Source organism: Arachidicoccus sp. BS20, from assembly GCF_001659705.1.
GTDB lineage: Bacteria > Bacteroidota > Bacteroidia > Chitinophagales > Chitinophagaceae > Arachidicoccus.
This window is the reverse complement of record NZ_CP015971.1, coordinates 3,274,199-3,296,247: the sequence shown is the minus strand read 5'-3', so window position 1 is coordinate 3,296,247 and position 22,049 is coordinate 3,274,199. Positions and strand designations below refer to the sequence as shown.

Annotated in this window: 13 protein-coding genes, 2 tRNA genes, 3 rRNA genes and 1 riboswitch; of the genes, 6 read left to right on the top strand and 12 right to left on the bottom strand. The window is 40.3% G+C overall.

What is annotated here, in order from left to right; translation table 11 throughout:
* Positions 1–47 precede the first annotated feature (47 nt).
* A riboswitch (SAM riboswitch) is annotated at positions 48–153 on the top strand.
* 157 nt (positions 154–310) lie between these two features.
* The 3 genes from A9P82_RS14280 (at position 311) to A9P82_RS14270 (ending at position 3,920) form a co-directional block, all read left to right on the top strand.
* Positions 311–1,348 (top strand): homoserine O-acetyltransferase family protein, encoded by a 1,038-nt coding sequence (locus A9P82_RS14280; protein WP_066208959.1) that lies wholly within the window; start codon positions 311–313, stop codon positions 1,346–1,348.
* 104 nt (positions 1,349–1,452) lie between these two features.
* Positions 1,453–2,649 carry a pepsin/retropepsin-like aspartic protease family protein gene (locus A9P82_RS14275; protein ID WP_231891169.1) on the top strand — a complete coding sequence of 399 codons (1,197 nt, stop codon included), beginning with the start codon at positions 1,453–1,455 and terminating at the stop codon, positions 2,647–2,649.
* 17 nt (positions 2,650–2,666) lie between these two features.
* A complete protein-coding gene (locus A9P82_RS14270) occupies positions 2,667–3,920 on the top strand; it encodes a homoserine dehydrogenase (protein ID WP_082915367.1) in 1,254 nt (417 codons plus the stop codon).
* A gap of 58 nt (positions 3,921–3,978) precedes the next feature.
* Here A9P82_RS14270 and A9P82_RS14265 read toward each other — a convergent pair whose 3' ends face one another.
* The 3 genes from A9P82_RS14265 to A9P82_RS14255 form a co-directional block, all read right to left on the bottom strand.
* Entirely contained in the window at positions 3,979–4,386 is a 408-nt protein-coding gene (locus A9P82_RS14265; RefSeq protein WP_066209969.1) for an RrF2 family transcriptional regulator, read from the bottom strand.
* A 115-nt stretch (positions 4,387–4,501) separates the two neighbouring features.
* Positions 4,502–5,845 (bottom strand): adenosylhomocysteinase, encoded by a 1,344-nt coding sequence (ahcY, locus tag A9P82_RS14260; RefSeq protein WP_066208953.1) that lies wholly within the window; start codon positions 5,843–5,845, stop codon positions 4,502–4,504.
* Between the two features lie 57 nt (positions 5,846–5,902).
* Positions 5,903–7,000, bottom strand: coding sequence for a mandelate racemase/muconate lactonizing enzyme family protein (locus A9P82_RS14255; protein WP_066208951.1), 1,098 nt, complete (start codon positions 6,998–7,000; stop codon positions 5,903–5,905).
* A gap of 98 nt (positions 7,001–7,098) precedes the next feature.
* On the opposite strand from A9P82_RS14255, the gene A9P82_RS14250 reads away from it, so the two are divergent.
* Positions 7,099–8,973 carry a glycoside hydrolase family 97 protein gene (locus tag A9P82_RS14250; RefSeq protein ID WP_231891168.1) on the top strand — a complete coding sequence of 625 codons (1,875 nt, stop codon included), beginning with the start codon at positions 7,099–7,101 and terminating at the stop codon, positions 8,971–8,973.
* 7 nt (positions 8,974–8,980) lie between these two features.
* Here A9P82_RS14250 and A9P82_RS14245 read toward each other — a convergent pair whose 3' ends face one another.
* The 9 genes from A9P82_RS14245 to A9P82_RS14205 all read right to left on the bottom strand — a co-directional run bounded on the left by A9P82_RS14245 (position 8,981) and on the right by A9P82_RS14205 (position 20,317).
* On the bottom strand, positions 8,981–10,099 hold the full coding sequence (locus A9P82_RS14245; protein WP_066208948.1) for a PepSY-associated TM helix domain-containing protein: 1,119 nt from the start codon (positions 10,097–10,099) through the stop codon (positions 8,981–8,983).
* A gap of 6 nt (positions 10,100–10,105) precedes the next feature.
* Positions 10,106–12,466 carry a TonB-dependent receptor gene (locus tag A9P82_RS14240; RefSeq protein WP_066208945.1) on the bottom strand — a complete coding sequence of 787 codons (2,361 nt, stop codon included), beginning with the start codon at positions 12,464–12,466 and terminating at the stop codon, positions 10,106–10,108.
* A gap of 182 nt (positions 12,467–12,648) precedes the next feature.
* Positions 12,649–12,762 (bottom strand): 5S ribosomal RNA (gene rrf, locus A9P82_RS14235).
* Between the two features lie 153 nt (positions 12,763–12,915).
* Positions 12,916–15,711 (bottom strand): 23S ribosomal RNA (locus tag A9P82_RS14230).
* Positions 15,712–15,982: 271 nt separating this feature from the next.
* Positions 15,983–16,056, bottom strand: a tRNA-Ala gene (locus A9P82_RS14225).
* 46 nt (positions 16,057–16,102) lie between these two features.
* A tRNA-Ile gene (locus A9P82_RS14220) sits at positions 16,103–16,176 on the bottom strand.
* A gap of 324 nt (positions 16,177–16,500) precedes the next feature.
* A 16S ribosomal RNA gene (locus tag A9P82_RS14215) occupies positions 16,501–18,028 on the bottom strand.
* Together the 16S, 23S and 5S rRNA genes with 2 tRNA genes alongside form the textbook arrangement of a ribosomal RNA operon.
* 511 nt (positions 18,029–18,539) lie before the next feature.
* Complete coding sequence (locus A9P82_RS14210; RefSeq protein WP_066208944.1) at positions 18,540–19,580, bottom strand: Smr/MutS family protein; 1,041 nt, start codon at positions 19,578–19,580, stop codon at positions 18,540–18,542.
* Between the two features lie 17 nt (positions 19,581–19,597).
* Entirely contained in the window at positions 19,598–20,317 is a 720-nt protein-coding gene (locus A9P82_RS14205) for a hypothetical protein (protein WP_066208942.1), read from the bottom strand.
* Positions 20,318–20,655: 338 nt separating this feature from the next.
* Between A9P82_RS14205 and mraZ the strand changes: the two genes are divergently transcribed.
* Both mraZ and rsmH read left to right on the top strand, forming a co-directional pair.
* On the top strand, positions 20,656–21,117 hold the full coding sequence (gene mraZ / locus A9P82_RS14200) for a division/cell wall cluster transcriptional repressor MraZ (protein WP_066208940.1): 462 nt from the start codon (positions 20,656–20,658) through the stop codon (positions 21,115–21,117).
* Positions 21,110–22,018, top strand: coding sequence for a 16S rRNA (cytosine(1402)-N(4))-methyltransferase RsmH (gene rsmH / locus A9P82_RS14195; RefSeq protein ID WP_066208938.1), 909 nt, complete (start codon positions 21,110–21,112; stop codon positions 22,016–22,018). The genes mraZ and rsmH overlap by 8 nt, the downstream gene beginning before the upstream one ends.
* Positions 22,019–22,049: the final 31 nt, after the last annotated feature.

Sequence of the window (22,049 nt, the reverse complement as noted above, 5' to 3'; positions counted from 1 at the left end):
TCATAATTCTAAAATAAGTATTACCTTTGCGCACAGTTCTTTAAAAATTCTTATCAAGAAAGGCAGAGGGAATGGTCCGATGAAGCCTTGGCAACCTCACGAAAGTGAAAGGTGCCACATCCAACCGAATAAAATTGTTCGGGCAGATAAGTCAGTGTAATTGCATAAATTATTTTCAAAAATAGTATAGCCTGCGCTGATTTATTCGGTGCAGGCTTTTTTATTGCAATTATGTAACTCCCTCGCTCTGTCTAATTTTTGGAAAATTTTTAAACGATACAACAACTAACAAAATAAAACAAACGGACAGGTGCATCAGGCAATTTACAATCACAATGAAGAATTTGTGCTGGAAAGCGGCGAAAAAATTCCCGCTTTCCGGTTGCAATATACCACTTACGGAAAATTAAATTCCGCTAAAACCAACGTGGTGTGGACGTTTCACGCGCTCACTGCAAACAGTGAAGCGGCAGATTGGTGGAGCGGAATCATCGGCGAAGGAAAGGTTTTCGACCCGGAAAAATATTATATCATTTGCGCCAATATTCCCGGCAGCGCGTATGGAAGTTTGTCGCCGCTGGACATTAATCCAAAGACAAATGAAAAATATTATCACGATTTTCCGGTGTTCTCGATGCGCGACGTAGTGCGTACATTTCAGCATCTAAGAAATTATCTTGGCATAGAAAAAATTGCCGTTGGCATCGGCGGTTCGCTTGGCGGAATGCAGTTGCTCGAATGGGCGATTGAGCAACCCGATGTTTTTGAAAAAATTATTCCGATTAGCACAAGTGCAAAAACTTCGCCGTGGGCGGCGGCGTTAAATGCTTCGCAACGCATGAGCATCGAAGCAGACTGTACATGGAAAGAGAAAAAAGATGATGCGGGCATCAGTGGTTTGAAAGTGGCACGCTCTATTGCACTGCTTTCTTATCGAGATTACAACGCCTACAACGCAACGCAGCAGGGCTTTTCGGAGCAAACGAAAGATTTGTCTATTGATAAAAAAATTACCCGCGCGGAGACGTATCAAAAATACCAGGGCGAAAAACTGGCGAAGCGTTTCAATGCATTCAGCTATTATTTTATCACAAGAACAATGGACACGCACGATGTGGGACGCGGCAGAATTTCTGTTGAAAACGCTTTGGGTAAAATCGCAGCAAACACGCTTGTGATGGGCATTTCAACGGATATTTTGTTTCCGCCGGAAGAACAAGAATTGATTGCAAAACATATTCCGGATGCAGAAGTGCGCATAATCAATTCGTTGTATGGACACGATGGTTTTTTATTAGAGTTTGATACGATTGAAAAAATTATAAGAGATTTTATCTTTAGAAAATAATTTTATTGATGAAATATTTTTGCCTTTTATTTTTCCTATTTATAAGCATTCATTCTTTTTCACAAAAAAGTAATGACAGTGCGGTTTTTAACAAAATTTACCGTTTGATTGGTAAGGAAGATTATTTTAAAGCAAGAGATATTTATCTTACCAATAAAAATGATTTATCAAAGTTTCATCGGGCAGTTATAGAAGCTAATCTTGATTATAGTTTTAATAAGCCAAAGTCGTCGAATGAGAAGGTTGGAATTGTAATGAAATATTATAATGATTTCAATCAGTTGGCAGATTCTATTCAGACGCTTCTCTACTATATTAAAATGGACAATTATGTTCGCTTATATCAATATTCAGATGCAGAAAATGTTGCAGAAGAAATAGAGAAAAACTATGCCGGTTTTATAGCAAAAGATTCTGCAAAAGCTGTTTCCCTGAAAGATAAGTTGAGTATGTTTCATGTATTGAGCAATACGCCAAAACAGGAAATTACTATTAAAAACAATGATTCTATTCAGCTGATAAAAGATGCAGTAGGACTGAAAAATTTAAAGATTACGCAAGGCATTAATTCCGATTATTTTGTTTTTGACACGGGCGCGGGCTTTTCCACTGTTCCTGAAACAACGGCGAAAAAATATAAGATGCACATCTTAGAAAGCTTAATGAATGTGGGCACGGCAACGGGAAAATCAATCAAAGCACACATTGCCGTTTGCGACGAATTGAACATCGAAAACATTGAAGTCAAAAATGCAATTTTTCTTGTAGTTGCCGATTCGGCTTTAGCTTTTCCTCAAATTAATTATCGCATACAAGGCATCATTGGATTTCCCATAATTGAAGCGTTGAAGGAAATTCAAATCATGAATGATGATAAACTTATTATTCCTAAGCGACAAACGACATGGAATGCTCCATCAAATTTAGCCTTAAGCAATCTTTCATTAAGAATTTCAATCAACGATTCTGCATATATTTTTGATACAGGGGCTTCATCAACCTGGTTAAGTAAAAAATATTATGATGCCAATAAAACAACCATCGACGCACATTACAAGCAAGAAACATTCATGCAAGGCGGCGCGGGCAATATAGATACATCCAAAGGATATTTGATTGATTTTGTTACTACAATCAATAATAAAAAAATTACTGTTCCAAATGTGAATGTTTTAATCAGGGAAACAACTTCCGACGATGATGACAATAATACATACGGAAGAATCGGTCAGGACTTCATTCATCAGTTTAATAAAACGACTATCAATTTCGACAAGATGTTTATAAAATTCGACAATTAATTTTTAAATAAAAAATAATGAGTACTAAAGAATTAGTTATAGGAATGTTCGGCTTCGGCGTTGTGGGCGAAGGTTTGTATAAAATTTTGCAGCAAACGCCATCGCTCAATGCGCGGATAAAAAAAGCCTGCATCAAGCATCCGGGAAAAAAGCGCAACGCGCCGGAAGAACTGTTTACGACGGATAGATATGAGTTGTTGAACGATGAAGAAATCAACGTAATTGTTGAAGTGATTGACGATTCGGTGGCGGCTTATGAAATTGTAACAACTGCTTTGAAAAATGGCAAAGCCGTTGTGAGCGCCAGCAAAAAAATGATTGCAGAAAATCTTGCATCACTGCTCGCTTTACAGAAAGAAACCGGACTGCCTTTTCTTTGCGAAGCCGCAGCCTGCGCGTCTATTCCCGTGATTCGCAACCTGGAAGAATATTACGATAATGATTTACTTCATTCCATTCGTGCGATTGTAAATGGCTCGACAAATTTCATCTTAACGAAAATGTTTGATGATAAGCTCGACTTTCAGGATGCGCTGTTATTGGCGCAGCAACTTGGTTATGCAGAGAGTGACCCGACGCTCGATGTGGAAGGTTTTGATGCCGTAAACAAATGGGTAATTTTATTAAATCACGCTTACGGCATTGTTACCACTATCGATAATATTTTGTTTTCCGGTATTCAGAATATCCAGTTGAGCGATGCGAAAATTGCACAGGAAAAAGGCTGGAACATAAAATTGGTGGCGCACGCCAAAACTTTATTAAACGGAAAAATATCGGCGTATGTGTTGCCGCAGTTTGTAAAAAATGACGGCTTATTATCTTTCGTGAAAAATGAATTTAACGGCGTTGTTATCGAAAGCGGTTTCGCCGACCGGCAATTTTTTTACGGCAAAGGCGCCGGAAGTTTGGCAACAGGTTCGGCTGTAATGAGCGATATATCGGCATTGCGCTACGGTTATAAATATGAATACAAAAAACTGTATCATCACAAACCGAAAGAACTGACGGAAGATTTTTATGTGCGCGTGTACATTAGTTTTGATGAAGTTAATAAAATACGCAGGGAAGAATTTGAATGGATTGAAGAATGGCACGCGGGATTGGAACGCAGCTATTTAATCGGTGTAATTCATTTTTCAAAACTAAGGGAAGACGATTGGTGGAAAGCGCCGGGCGTTTCTTTGATTCTTACGGTAGATGGTATTATCGAAGAAATTGATTCCCGTAATGCAAAAAAGCGAAGTCTTGAACTGGCGGGAATTGTGTAAAGAAATGCCACAGATACGCAGATGTTGAAATTATGTATCTGTGGCAATAACATATAGCTTATAAGTTCAAATCTGCCACAGTCTGATGTTCCAGAATGGCAAGGTTTGCATCGCGTACGCGAATCAGTACATTGCGCAAGCCGCATTCTTTTTCGTCGCAGTTGTCGCATTTTTTATAAAAGTGCAGACTCACACAAGGCAACAAAGAAATCGGTCCGTCAATCAGGCGCATCACGTCAGCAAGTACTATCTGGCTTGCATCTTTTGCCAAAAAATAACCGCCGCCTTTTCCTTTCTTGCTATCGAGAATACCATCCTTTTTCATTTCGAGAAGAATATTTTCCAGAAACTTCAAAGGTATTTTTTTCTTGCGCGCTATTTCTGCAATTAATATTGGTCCGTTGTCTTTTTGCTGAGACAAGTACATTAAAGCCTTGAAAGCGTATTGTGTTTTTTTGGATAACATTTCTGTTTCTCTGATTGTTTTATTTTGAACTACAAATTTACTTTTTTTCCTAAAATAAATATGCACACAAAACCTGTGTGCATATTTTTAAAAAATTAATTAACAAACTAAAGTATTAGTAACGATAATGTTCCGGCTTGAAAGGTCCTTCTTTGGGAAGTCCGAGATAATCTGCCTGCGCATCGGTCAAAGTATCTAATTCTACACCGATTTTTGCCAAGTGCAAACGCGCAACTTTTTCGTCAAGATGCTTTGGAAGCACATACACTTTGTTTTCGTATTTATCGCTATGTTGCCACAATTCAATCTGCGCAAGAGTTTGATTGGCAAATGAATTACTCATTACAAACGAAGGATGCCCCATTGCCAAACCAAGATTTACCAAGCGGCCTTCTGCCAATACAATTACTTCTTTACCGTCGATGTTATACAAATCCACTTGTGGTTTAATTGTATCTTTTGTATGACCATAATTTTTGTTCAGCCAAGCCATATCAATTTCAATATCGAAATGCCCGATGTTGCAGACAATGGTTTTATCTTTCATCAGTTTGAAATGTTCTCCGGTAACAATATCTCGGCACCCTGTTGTGGTTACAACAATGTCCGCCTCTTTTACTGCGTCCATCATTTTCTTTACTTCGTAACCTTCCATTGCGGCTTGCAATGCACAAATCGGGTCAATTTCCGTAACAATTACGCGAGCACCTGCACCACGCAAACTTTCGGCAGACCCTTTGCCCACATCGCCAAAACCCGCAACCACAGCCACTTTGCCGGCAATCATAATATCCGTACCGCGGCGAATAGCATCTACCAAAGATTCGCGGCAACCGTATTTATTATCAAATTTTGATTTGGTAACACTGTCATTTACATTAATTGCAGGAATTGGTAAAGTGCCTTTCTGCATTCTTTCATACAAACGATGAACGCCTGTTGTGGTTTCTTCGGAAAGTCCCTTGATGTTCTGAATCAGTTCGGGATATTTATCAAAAACAATATTGGTCAAATCGCCGCCATCGTCCAAAATCATATTCAACGGCTTGTCTTTGCTGCCGAAAAATAAAGTTTGTTCAATACACCAATCGGCTTCTTCAACAGTTTCTCCTTTCCATGCAAAAACAGGAACTCCTGAAGCAGCAATTGCAGCAGCAGCATGGTCTTGCGTAGAAAAAATATTGCACGAGCTCCAGCGAACTTCCGCACCGAGTGCCGTTAAAGTTTCAATCAAAACAGCGGTCTGAATAGTCATGTGCAAACAACCTGCAATGCGCGCCCCTTTCAAGGGTTGCGATGCTGCATATTCTTCGCGAATGCTCATCAATCCGGGCATTTCGGCTTCGGCTAATTTAATTTCTTTACGTCCCCATTCTGCAAGACTAATGTCTGCAATTTTGTAAGGAAGATTGAACTGTATTTTTTCAAGTCCTGTGGATGTATTGATTTCTGTTGACATATTTTCTTTTAAAAATTTTAATGTGCGAAGATAAGTTTTTTTAAAGAGAATGATTACTTAGACTATCCATTTCTCACATTGATTCAGAAAGCTTTCATTAGCATCCGCACCAATGCCGGGAAGTTCGGGAAGTGAAATATGATAACCATTAAACTGAACCCCTTCAATGGCAGGGTCTTCCAACTGACCGAGCATACAAGTGTCCATATCGTAAAATTGAATATTAGGCGAAGTATAAGCAAAATGCACTTTTGCGGAAAGTGCAATACGGCTTTCCAGCATTCCACCCATCATACAAGGAATATTGTGTTGTGCGGCAACATCATGTATTTTCTTTGCTTCTGTAATGCCGCCCGATTTTGAAAATTTGATGTTGATATAATCGCAGGCATTTGCCTCAATCAGTTTTTCCGCATCATAATAGTTGTAGCAACTTTCGTCTGCCATAATTTTTATAGAAGTTTTGCTTCTAAGTTCAGGCAAAAATTTATCATCATAAGTGCGCATTGGCTGCTCACAAAATTCTATGTTGAACTTTTCCAAAGCCTTCAACGCCTGCAACGCATCGTCATAATTCCAGCCTTGATTCGCATCAATGCGAATAGGCAATTCAAAACCGATGGCTTCGCGAATGGTTTTGATTCTTTCAATATCTTCATCGGGATTTTTGCCGAGTTTTACTTTCAATACTTCGGCATTGTTATTTTTAAATTCCAGAGCTTGCGCAGCCATTTTTTCGGGCGAAGAAATTCCTACTGTAATATCGGTAACAATCGGTCTTGGTTCGCCACCGAGAAATTGGTATAAAGGTACGTTTTTCGCTTTTGCGGCAATATCATACAACGCCATATCAAACGCACTTTTGATGGTTGTATTTTTTGCAATAAACCAATCGAGTTCCTGCAAACGTTCTTCAATTTCCAAAGGATTTTTCCCTTTCCAGAGTTTTGCAAATTCTTTAGCCAAAACCAAACAGGTATCTTGCGTTTCGCCTACAATCATGGGAAATGCGGAGCATTCTCCCACGCCGTAAAATCCTTCATCGGTATATATTCTGATAAAAACATTTTGCGCATAATCCATCGTTCCCGTTGCAATCGCAAAAGGAACCATCGGAATAGAAAAACGATAAATCTCGGTGTGTGTAATTTTCATTTGACAAAAATATTAAAATCTCTATGGTTCAGCATTGAAAAGATTTTCCATTAGAGGAAAATATTGCATCTTTATACAATAAAAATGTACAAATGAAAATGCCAGAAAAATTAAAGTTGTTTGCTCTTATTGCCTCTTGTTTGTTTGTCTTGCAAAATACTAAAGCACAGCAAACATTCACACTGAGCAGCCCCGATAATCATGTAAAGGTGCATCTATACAACAAAGATCAACATTTGCATTACACATTATCATGCAACGATAGTCTTATATCTGACAACACTTTTGCTTTTCAATTAGGCGGGAAAACCTACGGGCAAAATATTCAATCAATCCAATTGCTGAACAAAGAAAGAATTAAGCGAAGCTTCGATGTAAGAGGCGTTCACAACACAGCAAAAACGGACAAACAGGTTTATCGGTTAAGCATTCTATCGACAGATAAAACAAGAGATTTTCTTTTGATTTTCAACGTCTATGACAATGGGATAGCAGTTTGCTACAACGTAGCACATCATCATAACGTTTTGGAAAAAGATTTATCAAACATTGATTTTCCCGAAAATGTTACCTATTGGTGGCAGGGCGATGTTGCAGACTACGAGGGAAATTATTCCGCTTCACACATAAAAGATTTGCGCGACAGCCAAAAAATAGGAATGCCGCTAACCGTAAGCTATACCGGCGGAATGTTTGCGGCAGTAATGGAAGCAAACCTACATAATTTTGCCGGAAGTCATCTTACATACAACAACGAAAGGCAGGCATTTGATTACACGCTTGCCGGTTCTGTAAAGCCTGTAACAGAAGATACATTAAAATCGCCTTGGCGCATTATTGTAATTGGGCGCGACCTCAACACTTTGGTCAATAACGATATTGTTTCCGATGTATCTCCAGCTCCCGATAAAAAGTTATATCCGCAAGGTTTGCACACCTCATGGATAAAACCCGGCGTGAGCGTATGGTCGTGGATGAGCAATAAAAGAGATGTAACCCCGGAAAATATGAAACAGTTTACGGATTATGCAGCGCAACTGAAAATCCCTTACAACCTTATTGACGATGGCTGGTCGGGTTGGAAAGAAGATGGAAAAGATATGTGGGCGCTTTTACAGGAACAGGTTGATTATGCAAAAAATAAAGGCGTAGGTATTTGGGTGTGGAAAGCGTATGTTGATTACAGAAATACTCCAGGATTAAAAGATTCCACATATATGGAAAGTTTTTTCCGGCATTGCGCGAAAATTGGTGTAAAAGGTTTGAAGATTGACTTCATCGACTCAGAGCATCAACCGGAAATTGCATTTTATGAAAGAGCCGCGCGGCTTGCTGCGAAATACCATTTAATGGTTGATTTTCATGGCGCGGATAAAGCAACAGGACTGGAATATACTTATCCGAATGTCCTTTCGCAGGAAGGTGTGAGAGGCTTGGAACAGGAAGACAGAGTAAACTGGCCCTTCCATAATACTGTGCTGCCTTTCACAAGGTATTTATCAGGTCCGGCTGATTTTACGCCTATGAGTTTTCGCTCATTTGTTCATACGACCACACTTGCACATCAGGCGGCTACAGTGGCATTATACACTTCTCCATTTTTATGTTTGGGAGTTGACCCGGGCGATTTATTAAAAAGCGAAGCATTACTCTTCATTAAAAATATGCCCGCAATCTGGGACGAAACAATTGTTTTAAATCAAAGTCAAATAGGAAAAGCGGCAGTATTTGCACGTCGGAAAAACAATAATTGGTACTTAGCAATTACCAATGGCGAAATGCCGACTACCTTGGATTTAAAATTAAATTTTTTACCCGCCGATATTGACTTTACTCTTCAGGCATTAAGCGACACAAAAAATAACAGAGAGTCAAAAATGGTTATTTTACAACACATAAATAAGCAAACAGTTTTGCACATAGAAATGCCTTCCGGCGGCGGTTATTTGGGTGTTATCAGGGTAAGGAAATAGTGTCTTATCATTTTATTTTTTTCTTCCGCCTGCCCCACCAAATCAGGAAACCGGTAACAGGCAGTGAAGCGGCAATCAGCGCGACAATGAAATAAATAATTTTGCTGAAGATACCCAATGAACCGATGCGCCCTGTATGCAGATTATAATTGCTCATGGCAATTTTATCATAAGCATTGTACTTGCGATAAAGTTTTTTGCTTATAAGATTGCCATTTGCAGCACTGAACAAAAAGGTATTTTGACTGCGCATAATGTTATAGGGGTAACGAAGTGCAATGCGTACATCCTTAGTTTTTTTGCCCGGAAATGTAATGATACTTTCAATTGGCACTCCATTGTCAAAACTTCTTGCGTTGTCATACATTTGCTGAAAGCTAAGCGTAGCAGGTGTTTCAGCAGACAGCATTAGGGTTTTGGACTTCTTTTCTTTTTGCATGATTTTCCCTGTCGTAATAAATGATGCAATATTTTTTGCCGTATCATATTTCATAAAAATTCCCGTGAGGGAAATAAGCAAAAGAATAATCAGCGCGTAAAAACCAAGCACATTGTGCAATTCCCATGTAAAACGTTTCCGGTTTCTTACTTTGAGATTAATCTTCAAAGCCTGTTTCAGATATTTTGCTTTACGCGGAAACCAAAGTATAAATCCCGACAGGCACATAATGAAAAACACCAGCACATTCCATTTTACAATTTCGCCACCCACTTCGCCGAGATATAACTCTCTGTGAATTTTCAAAACGATGGTAAAAAAATCTTTACTCGTTTCCCTAAAGCCGATGATTGCTGCATTTGAGGGATTTACCGAAATCAGTTTCTTACCGGTATAAAAAATGTAAGCAGCATCTTTATCGCCTTTGAATCGTATGCCCGTAATTGTCTCTTTTGGAAAATGTTGTGCAACGGAATCGCGCAGTACATCAACCGGAAGCTTTGTAGTATAAACATTTTGTGTATGAAAATATTTCGATTGAAAAGCATTTTGCAACTCATCCTGAAACACATAAGTCGCAGCGGCAATCGCTACCACAAAAAGAATAAGCCCGGAGATTAATCCGAGCCATAAATGAATTGTGCCTATTATTTTTTTGAATGAAATTGCCTGTTTCTTTTTGTTCATGCAAAATTAAAATCTAAACGTAAAGTTGGCGGAAAATCTTCTCAACATTTGCGGCGCCAAACGGAACGACCAATAATGTTCATTTGTGAGATTATCTACTTTCAATCCTATTCTCCATTTGCTTGCATCGTAAAACAACGTTGCGTCTAATGTCGTGTACGAAGGAATCGTAAATACAAAGGTCTTCGTGTTTGTCTGGAAAGACGAGCTTCCGTAATTACCGCCGACACCAAATCCTAAACCACGCACGCTTCCTGTGAGAAAACGGTAACTTAGCCAAAGATTTGCAAGATTGGATGGTCCTGCAGTTGCCGGGCGCAAACCTAAAACAGACGAATCAGACCTGGTAAATTTGCTGTCATTGTATGTGTAACCGGCAACAATATTTAATCCGCCGAACGGGTTGGCAATTACTTCTGCTTCCATGCCTCGGCTCAATTGTGTCCCGTCCTGGATATCATAGCCGGGATGTTCAATATCGTCGCGTGTCATATTGCTTACAGAAATATGATAATAACTTATCGTGCTGCTTAGTCTGTGATTAAATGCATCAGCTTTGAACCCGATTTCCCATTGATTGGCTTGCTCAGGTTTAAATGTATTGCCATTGTAATCGGTTCCTGTCTGGTTGTCAAATCCGTTCATATAATTTCCGAAAAGTGATAATTTATCTTTTACCAATTCATACACAACGCCCAACTTCGGCGACAATGCGTTTTGATGATAAGCGCCTTTGGTAGAATCATTTGCAGGATAATAAGTGCCTTTGTCCACAAAATGGTCGCCGCGTAAACTTAGCATTACGTTCAATCTATCTGTGATGTTCAACACGTCTGAAACATAAGCGCTGTATGTAAACTGGTTGGTTCGATACACATCATATTTTGTAGCATACGGAGCAAGCGAATCCACTACATCAGCATTAAAATTGTAGTATGCTTTGCCCGGATGTCTGAAATTGATGACAGGCATTGTGATAGTTGGCGTATTTCTGTCGCTGCGCTGGTTGTAATAATCAATGCCCGCTACGATGCGGTTTCTGAACGAACCGATTTTGAAATCGCCGATAATGTTTTGCTGAATTTCCACGCCGTTATATGGAAAATCTTCTTTCTGCACACTCTGTTGCAAAGTACTGTCCGACTTGCCAGATAACTGCGTAACATATCCTTTAGTTGCAGAATAAGTGCGTGTGAGATTTGTTTGCAATTTCCATTTATCGGATAATTTGTAATTAATTTGTCCGTACACATTCAATTGCTGCGTGGTATAATCCAAAGAGTTATTAGAGAACGATTTCTTATAATCCATTCCCAAATCTTTGATATTATGAATACTTCCAGAAGGCGCAAAACGAATAGGCGAAGTCGCATTAAACATGGATGCTTCTACATCCAGCAGAAAAGTAAGTTTATCATTTACTTTGTAAACGAAGCTCGGAGCAAGCATCACACTTTTGGTAAAACCAAAATCCTGAAAACTTTGTTCCGTATGCAACGCACCATTCATGCGGAACAAAACATTTTTATCCGAATCCAACGGATGATTAATGTCAAACGTAATTCTGCTTAAACTATTTCCGCCGCCTGTATATGAAAGCTCCGTTCTTTCGCCATCAAAAGGCTTTTTGGTAACGCGGTTAAACAATCCACCAAATGAAATCTGACTGCTGTTAAACAATGTGCCTGACGGTCCTTTGATTGCTTCCAGTACTTCCAGGTTTGCCGGGTCAACATTTGTATAGACAAAACCTGAAATACTGTTACGGATAAGATTTGCCGTTGTAAATCCGCGTGAAAGCATCGCACTTCTTCCCTGATTATAAACAACAGGAACGCCGGCACCCGGAACATTTTTAAAAATACTATTGTAATCTGTTGCCATCTGTTCCGTTATAATTTCTTTCGGAATAACGGAATAAACCTGTGGATTTTCGATATTCTTCAATGGAAGACGCGCCACATCATCCGTTTCTTTTTTGTTGAATTTGTTGATGCCCGATAGAATAGTTACATCGGAAAGTTGCGCATCAGAACTTTTTAAGGAAATGATGAGTGTATCACAATTTGCGTGAACAAATAGTTTTTGAGAATAATTTGCATATCCTATAGCAGAAACGAGCAATTGATAATCGCCTGCCGGAACATTTTTCAATTCAAAATAACCGCTGGCATTGGACAATGTGTGGCGTGCTATTTCTTTCAAACGAACACTTGCCCCCTCTACAATATGACCATCTGTAGCTATAATTTTCCCTTTAACTAAAAAACCGCTGTCTGTAGTTATATGATATGCAAAAGACGATTCGAAAAATACAGTAAACAAAGATGTAAGAATAAATAATCTGATAAAATATCGCTTTTCCATTGCTTATAAAAAATTAGGATGCAAAAGTAAAAGCGATGTACACTTCGATGTTTACGAAATCGGGAAAAATTTTTATTATTAATCTTAGCAATAACAAATATATGAATCTATTTTGTTATTATCCTCCATGTCTCTAAAACGAAAGAGCCTCATTGATTTTTTCAATGAGGCTCTTATAATAATTACGGCAGCTACCTACTCTTCCGGGGACATAGCCCGAGTACCATCGGCCATGAGGGGCTTAACTTCTCTGTTCGGTATGGGAAGAGGTGAACACCCTCGGATTAACCACCATAAAAAATTAAGAATTAAAAATTAGTAATTAATAATTGTCACAGACAACTAATAACAGATAACCAATAACTCAATAAGTTACATATTGGAAAAGCTCACTTAGAGCTGCCTCTTTCTTATTTCCCTCCTTTGGAGGGATTAAGGGAGGCTTTTAAAAAATAAAGCTTACGGGCAATTAGTACTGCTCGGCTTTGATGTTACCACCTGTACACCTGCAGCCTATCAACGTCATCGTCTCTGACGACCCTTAAAAGTAAACTCATCTTGAGGAGGGTTTCACGCTTAGATGCTTTCAGCGTTTATCCCGGCTGTACATAGCTACTCGGCACTACACCTGGCGGCATAACCGATACACCAGCGGTACATACGACCCGGTCCTCTCGTACTAAGGTCATGTCCTCTCAATTTACTAGCGCCCACCACAGATAGAGACCGAACTGTCTTGCGACGTTCTGAACCCAGTTCACGTGCCACTTTAATGGGCGAACAGCCCAACCCTTGGGACCTTCTCCAGCCCCAGGATGTGACGAACCGACATCGAGGTGCCAAACCTTACCGTCGATATGAGCTCTTGGGTAAGATCAGCCTGTTATCCCCGGAGTACCTTTTATCCTTTGAGCGATGGCCCTTCCATACAGAACCACCGGATCACTTTAGCCGACTTTCGTCCCTGCTCGGCGTGTCTGCCTCACAGTCAAGCACCCTTATACTAATGCGCTCTTTGTACGATTACCAACCGTACTGAGGGTACCTTTGCAAGCCTCCGTTACTTTTTAGGAGGCGACCACCCCAGTCAAACTACCCACCATGCAATGTCTCCTTCTCAGGATTAGGTTCTAAGCAACAGAAGGTTGGTATTTCAACGTTGACTCCCCGAATGCTGGCGCACCCGGCTCATAGTCTCCCAACTATCCTACACATCGGTTGCTCAAAATCAATGCAAAGTTGTAGTGAAGGTTCACGGGGTCTTTTCGTCCCGTGGCGGGTAACCGGCATCTTCACCGATACTACAATTTCACCGGGCTCGTGGAGGAGACAGTGTTCAACTCATTAGACCATTCGTGCAGGTCGGAACTTACCCGACAAGGAATTTCGCTACCTTAGGACCGTTATAGTTACGGCCGCCGTTTACCGGGGCTTCAGTCAGAAGCTTCGCTTGCGCTAACATCCTTCCTTAACCTTCCGGCACCGGGCAGGTATCAGGCTCTATACGTCATCTTTCGATTTTGCAGGGCCCTATGTTTTTGTTAAACAGTTGGTTGAACCTATTTACTGAGACCATATCGCTATGGTATGCTTTATCCCGAAGTTACAGCATTAATTTGCCTAGTTCCTTCTCCACGGCTCACCCGAGCGCCTTAGAATACTCATCCCGTCTACCTGTGTCGGTTTGCGGTACCGGTTGCATATCTCGCTTTTCTTGGAACTGCTTTTACACTTTCGCTTCCTCCGAAGATTCTGCTCAGCGCCCTATTCCGTCAGGACGCAAGTGCCACGGCAATCCGTCACTTTTAATGATATGCAAGTGCAGGAATATTAACCTGCTTTCCATCAGATGCCCCTTTCGGGTTTTCCTAAGGACCGGACTAACCCTGATCCGATTAACGTTGATCAGGAACCCTTAGACTTTCGGCGATGGAGTTTTTCACTCCATTTATCGTTACTTATGCCTACATTTTCTTTTGAAATCGCTCCAGCAATGGTCGCCCATCACCTTCAATGCAGATTTCAATGCTCCCCTACCAATTGTACAAGTACAAGTTTAGAGCTTCGGTTCATGGTTTGATGCCCGATTATTTTCCGTGCAGAGTCTCTCGACCAGTGAGCTGTTACGCACTCTTTAAATGAATTGCTGCTTCCAAGCAAACATCCTGGCTGTTATTGAAACTCCACCTCGTTTGATCAACTTAACCATGTATTGGGGACCTTAGCTGCTAATCTGGGTTATTTCCCTCTCGGCCACGGACCTTAGCGCCCGCAGCCTCACTGCCGCAGATATTTATTAGCATTCGGAGTTTGTCAGGATTTGGTAGGCGATGAAGCCCCCTAGTCCAATCAGTAGCTCTACCTCTAATAAACTTCAATATGCGACGCTGTTCCTAAAAACATTTCGGGGAGAACGAGCTATCTCTCAGTTTGATTGGCCTTTCACCCCTATCCACAGGTCATCCCAAGACTTTTCAACGTCAACGGGTTCGGTCCTCCATTTTGTGTTACCAAAACTTCAACCTGCCCATGGATAGATCACAAAGTTTCGCGTCTACCCCCACTGACTAAACGCCCTATTCGGACTCGCTTTCGCTACGGCTCCGTTAATTATGAACTTAACCTCGCCAGTGAGGAGTAACTCGTAGGCTCATTATGCAAAAGGCACGCCGTCACCATTGCTGGCTCCGACCGCTTGTAAGCGCACGGTTTCAGGTACTATTTCACTCTCCTATTCGGAGTACTTTTCACCTTTCCCTTACGGTACTGGTTCACTATCGGTGTCTGAGGAGTATTTAGCCTTACCAGATGGTGCTGGCAGATTCACGCAAGATTCCTCCAGTCCCGCGCTACTCAGGATACTGCTCGTCCTCATCAATTTGTACCTACGCGACTTTCACGCTTTATAGTTCAACTTTCCAGATGATTCAGTTTGATGATGATTTCTAAATGCAGTCCTACAACCCCGAAGAGGCACGCCTCTTCGGTTTGGGCTCTTCCCTGTTCGCTCGCCACTACTTAGGGAATCATTGTCTTATTTTCTTTTCCTCCCGGTACTTAGATGTTTCAGTTCTCGGGGTTGGCTCCCTTGCGGGTGCTATGTCTTCAACATAGCGGGTTGTCCCATTCGGAAATCTTCGGATGTATCGCTCGTGTGCAGCTCCCCGAAGCTTATCGCAGCTTACCACGTCCTTCGTCGCCTCTCAGACCCTAGGCATCCACCATGCGCCCTTATTCGCTTTAAAAAATTTAGAAATTGTAGTGATGTTACCACCACTATTGTAATTAATAATTATCAATTTTTAATTAATAATTATTTTGTTACTCTTTTGATTTTGCTTTCCCAATATGTCAAAGAACTTTCTTCCAATTAATAATTACTAATTAAAAATTAATAATTATTGTTTATTGAAAACTGTTGATGTTTAGATTACGAACCTCAGACCTTTCGTCACATCTTTTTATTCTAAAGAACTTGAATCTGTAATTTTTAATTATTAATTCTTAATTTACTTGTGGAGGATATCGGAGTCGAACCGATGACCCTCTGCGTGCAAGGCAGATGCTCTAGCCAACTGAGCTAACCCCCCGTATCCAATTATTAATTAATAATTATCAATTAATAATTTTTTTGAGTAGTCCCGCCCAGATTTGAACTGGGGACCTCTACATTATCAGTGTAGCGCTCTAACCAACTGAGCTACGAGACTGTCTTAATTTAATGTGCCAATGTGCAAATTTGCTAATGTGCTAATTACTTGCATGGCTGTTCATTTTCGACTGCCGTATTCATTTGGCCATCTTTGCGTTTCACCTTTTTAAAGAACTCTTTTGAATAATTAATACTCAATAAACAAATTTCAATATTCAACTTATTGATATTATTTTTCTAAAACCTGAATCACGATAACCTGATTAATCATTTTAAATCATGGTTCAGATAATAATTTAAAAGGAAACGAAATAACAGTAATACTACATTCCAATTATTAATTGTTAATTATCAATTCTTAATTAAAAAAGCGTTACTCTAAAAAGGAGGTATTCCAGCCGCACCTTCCGGTACGGCTACCTTGTTACGACTTAGCCCCAATTACCAGTTTTACCCTAGGCAGCTCCTTACGGTTACCGACTTTAGGTACACCCGGCTTTCATGGCTTGACGGGCGGTGTGTGCAAGGTCCGGGAACGTATTCACCGTATCATTGCTGATATACGATTACTAGCGATTCCAGCTTCATGCAGGCGAGTTGCAGCCTGCAATCCGAACTGAGATTGGGTTTTTGAGATTCGCTCCTTGTCGCCAAGTGGCTGCTCTTTGTCCCAACCATTGTAGTACGTGTGTAGCCCTGGGCATAAAGGCCATGATGACTTGACATCATCCCCTCCTTCCTCGCGTCTTACGACGGCAGTCTCAGTAGAGTTCCCAGCTTTACCTGTTGGCAACTACTGACAGGGGTTGCGCTCGTTGCGGGACTTAACCCAACACCTCACGGCACGAGCTGACGACAGCCATGCAGCACCTTGCTTCATGTCTATTGCTAGAAAATACCCTTTCAGGTACGGTCATTCGCATTCTAGCCCAGGTAAGGTTCCTCGCGTATCATCGAATTAAACCACATACTCCACCGCTTGTGCGGACCCCCGCCAATTCCTTTGAGTTTCAACCTTGCGGTCGTACTTCCCAGGTGGATTACTTAATGCTTTCGCTCAGACGCGCACTGTGTATCGCACACGTCGAGTAATCATCGTTTAGGGCGTGGACTACCAGGGTATCTAATCCTGTTTGATCCCCACGCTTTCGTGCATCAGCGTCAATTTTCGCTTAGCCTGCTGCCTTCGCAATAGGTGTTCTATGTCATATCTAAGCATTTCACCGCTACATGACATATTCCGCAAACCTCAACGACATTCAAGACTCATAGTATCCAAGGCAGTTTCTGAGTTAAGCTCAGAGATTTCACCCCAGACTTACAAGCCCGCCTACGCACCCTTTAAACCCAGTAAATCCGGATAACGCTTGCACCCTCCGTATTACCGCGGCTGCTGGCACGGAGTTAGCCGGTGCTTATTCATAGAGTACTGTCAAGACCGATAGATATCGGTTGTTTCGCCCCCTATAAAAGAAGTTTACAATCCAGAGGACAGTCATCCTTCACGCGGCATGGCTGGTTCAGACTTCCGTCCATTGACCAATATTCCTTACTGCTGCCTCCCGTAGGAGTCGGGCCCGTGTCTCAGTGCCCGTGTGGCTGATCATGCTCTCACATCAGCTAATGATCGTAGGCTTGGTGGGCCGTTACCCCGCCAACTACCTAATCATACGCACGACCATCTTTATCCGCAAGTGCTTTAATAATCAATCGATGCCGACCAACTATATTATGGGGTATTAATCCGGATTTCTCCGGGCTATCCCCCAGATAAAGGAAAGTTTCGTACGTGTTCCGCACCCGTTTGCCGGTCGCCACCAAAATATTGCTATCTCGTGCTGCCCCTCGACTTGCATGTATTAAGCCTGCCGCTAGCGTTCATCCTGAGCCAGGATCAAACTCTCCATTGTAAATGTTGTGTCTGAACTGACTAAATTTTTCTCTCGAAATCTTTAGGCGTCAAAATATGTATATCCTTTCAACGCTCGTAGCTTCCTTACTGTTATTCCATTGTTTCCTTTCAAAGAACTTTCAAAGACTTTCATCTTTATTGATAATGCTTCAAACTCTCGTCGTCAGCACCTTCTTTATTTTTGGGATTGCAAAGGTAAAAGCTTTTTACATTCTACCAAAATTTATTTCCACTTTTTTTTGAAAAAAAATTTCAACCAAACCTCTCGCAAACTCTTATTAATCAACTAATTAGAATAATAAAAATCCAACCCTCCAAGAACTTCCCGACTCATATCCCGTTTCGGGAGTGCAAAAGTAATACCTTTTATATTCACAACAAACTTTTATCCAATTATTTTTTAAAAAATAAAAGTCGATTCATTTTTTTAAGAACTTCCCTTTTCTTCCGAAAGGGCTGCAAAGATATATGGACATTTGATAACAAACAAATATTAAAGAAAATATTTTTTATTTTCCCCAATACTGAAAGAATATCTCGGTAGCGCCGTAACCAAAACGCGGGTCGTACTGATTAACGAATGACTGTACTTCCTTCTTTGTTTTAAGCATATTGTGTATTTCATCGCGCAGCACGCCTTTGCCTACACCATGTATTATTACAAGATTCGGCTGCATATTAGCGACAGCAATGTCGTACCATTTCTCAAATTCTTTTAATTGCAGCGATACAATTTCATAATTGTTCAGCCCTTTATAATCATCCGTAATTTTTTCTATATGCAAATCTACTACGCTTCGTACAGGCGGATTTTTTTCTTTTACAGGAACATTATTGATTACCTTAAATCCCGCTTTAGACAAACTGCTCAAATCGACTTTCTTGTCTTCTTTAATTTTATCGGGATATATATCTAATAATATGTAAGAGAAAGTAGGCTCGTTCTTTTCTTTGATTTCCTCAATCTTTTTAAACACTTGCTTTGCACGAAGTTTTAATTCCGTTTCAAAATAATCGGCTTTCTTTTTATCGGGTTTCGACAAAGAAAATTCAAAGAAAAAATGCGGACTTTCATTCAGCACCGAAAAATCCAAATCGTGCAGATACACATCTTTCTGCGCATATACTTCGCTTTTAAATTCAAATTGCAGCGAACCATTCGCTTCCTGCTGATAATAAAATCTTAAAGAATCATTGGTTCGGTTTACCAAATAGATTTTAAAATAATCTACCAAATCGTCTCCGAACTCATCGAAAGAGTATTTTGGAATAAATGAAAGCCATACGCCGTCGGCAGCTTTTATTTCGCGAGTTTGCGGCTTGCGCTCAACGGGAATCTGGTCTATGTATGTTTTCTCTGCTTTTTTCTCGGTAAATAATTTCTTTTCGGTAAATCGTTTGAAATAGGGAAAATCAATCTGGTCGGTATGAATGGGAAAACGCACGCCACGCACTTCCACAATGACCATTTTATCATCGATAATTTCCTGCACTCGTCCTTCTTCATTGGTTTGCAACACCAATATTTCATCGCCTATTTGATACTTCATTTTGCAAAAATACACATCTACCTTAGTGCAACAATCAGCGTAGCATAAAATCCATTCAAAGAATGATTTACTGTAAACGGATATTTACCATCATATATAATATTCTTCTCGCCGAAACCATATTTATACCCCAACTGAAGCCCAAGCCATGTTTCATTCTTAATATGCAATAAATAATTTACTTTAAAATTCAGGTAAACAATATCGTTTCGCGCGACTTTAGTATTATACATATCAGGATTTTCGTCGCCGTCATCATCACTGAAATCTTCTCCTCGCGGTACATCCTGATAACGAATATTGTCTTGCATATAACCAATACCTATCGCCGGAATTACCAGCGTTCTTTCAGTTGCCAACACGCGATAATCAAAATTCAAATCGCCACTGCCAAAAAACTGTTGCAGCCTTACTTTATTATATCTTGGTATGCTTGCCGGAATATTTTCTTTAACCCTATGATTAATTTCCCAAAAATTGAACGTAGCATCTACATTATATTTTGCAGTAACAGGATGCAATGAAATTCCGAGCTTAATTTCAGGAACTGCGTTTCCTCCTCGTGTATGCAAATTATTTTGCTGCGCTACTCTATTATATTGAAAAGCATCGTAAGCAAAAACACCAAAACCTAATTGCACACCGCCCCATTCATTGCTGGTCTGGGAAAAAAGCTTTACAGGAAGTGCTGCAGAAATGAAAAGCAGCAGAATAAAGCAGTAAAATTTTCTCTTCATAATAAAAATTAATAGCAGTAAAAATTACAGTTATGACACACTTAACGAACGAAAGTTTATCAGTATTGTCAGTTTTATTTTGAAGTTAATTGTTTTAAAGAGAATTAGCTATCAATTATTAATATGCACAGTAAATTCACTTATAAATTATAGTTATTCACACTTATTAACATTTAAAGAAATCTACATTCTTCTAAAATAAGCTAAAACACTGGCAGAATGAGCATTTCAGCCAATTTTCCATTGTGGATAAAATAGAATGCCACTTTTTTGGGTTAAAAGTGGGAAAAAGTGTTATTTTGTGGTAGAAATTCTAATTTTACAATCTTAATCGATAAATGACGCGTTTTCTCGGCGAATATGAAGTTACTCTTGATGCAAAAGGCAGGTTCCTTTTGCCTTCCGGCTTTAAAAAACAATTGCCGGAAAATGAGTTACGCTTCGTTGTCAACCGCGGATTTGAAAAATGTCTTACCCTCTACCCGATTCAAAACTGGGAACCACTTCACGCAAAAATAAGTGAGCTGAACGATTTTGACCCGAAAGTTCGCGCTTTCCGCAGACAATTTCTCGGCGGCGCTACCGAAGTGGAAGCCGATACAGCAGGCAGATTATTATTGCCGCCAACGCTCCGCGATTTCGCAGGATTGACCAAAGATGTGATTTTGGTAGCCGCAGTAGATAAAATTGAAATTTGGGATTCGGCAACATACAAGAAGTTCTTTGAAGACTTTTCGCCCGATGCGTTCAGCGATTTGGCAAAAGAAGTAATGGTAAAAAACGAGGGTAAAAATGAGTAATCAAACTTACCACATTCCCGTGCTTTATCACGAAACGCTGGAAGCCTTGCAAATAAAACCCGGTGGCGTATATGTCGATTGTACATTCGGCGGCGGCGGACACAGCAGGGGAATTTTAGCAAAGCTGAATGAAAACGGGAAACTGATTGCGTTTGACCAGGATGCAGATGCACAAAAAAATTTGCCTGCCGATAAACGCGTGATTTTTATTCCGCAAAATTTTGCGCATTTGCAAAGGTTTTTGCGGTTGTATAAATATCCGAAAGTGGACGGCGTGCTGGCAGATTTGGGTGTGAGCAGTCATCAGTTTGACGAAGGCGAAAGAGGATTTTCCATTCGCTTTGACGGACCGCTGGATATGCGCATGGACAGAAGACAAGAGACGACAGCAGCAACGGTCTTAGCCAATTCGTCGGAAAAAGAACTGACGGAAATTTTCAGCTTGTATGGCGAAGTTTCTAATTCAAAAACATTGGCGAAGCATATTGTGGAGCATCGCAGTACATCGGCTTTAACCACTATTCAATCGTTCAAAAACATGATTGCACCTGCGGTTAAAGGCAATCCGAATAAATATCTGGCGCAGGTTTTTCAGGCATTGCGCATTCAGGTAAATGATGAACTCGGCGTATTAAAATCTTTGCTCGAGCAATTGCCCGAAGTCTTGAACAACGGCGGTCGCGCAGCAATTATCACATTCCATTCTTTGGAAGACAGATTGGTCAAAAATTTTTTTAAACAAGGAAGTTTCGAGGCAGAAGAAGAACATCCGTTTTTCAATTCAACGAAGAAAAGTCCTTTTAAAATAATTACGAAGAAGCCGGTTCTGGCATCGGAAAAAGAACTAAAAGAAAACACACGCAGCAGAAGCGCAAAGCTGAGAGTTGCAGAATTGATATAAAAAACATTTAAAAACACTTAACCCAACAACA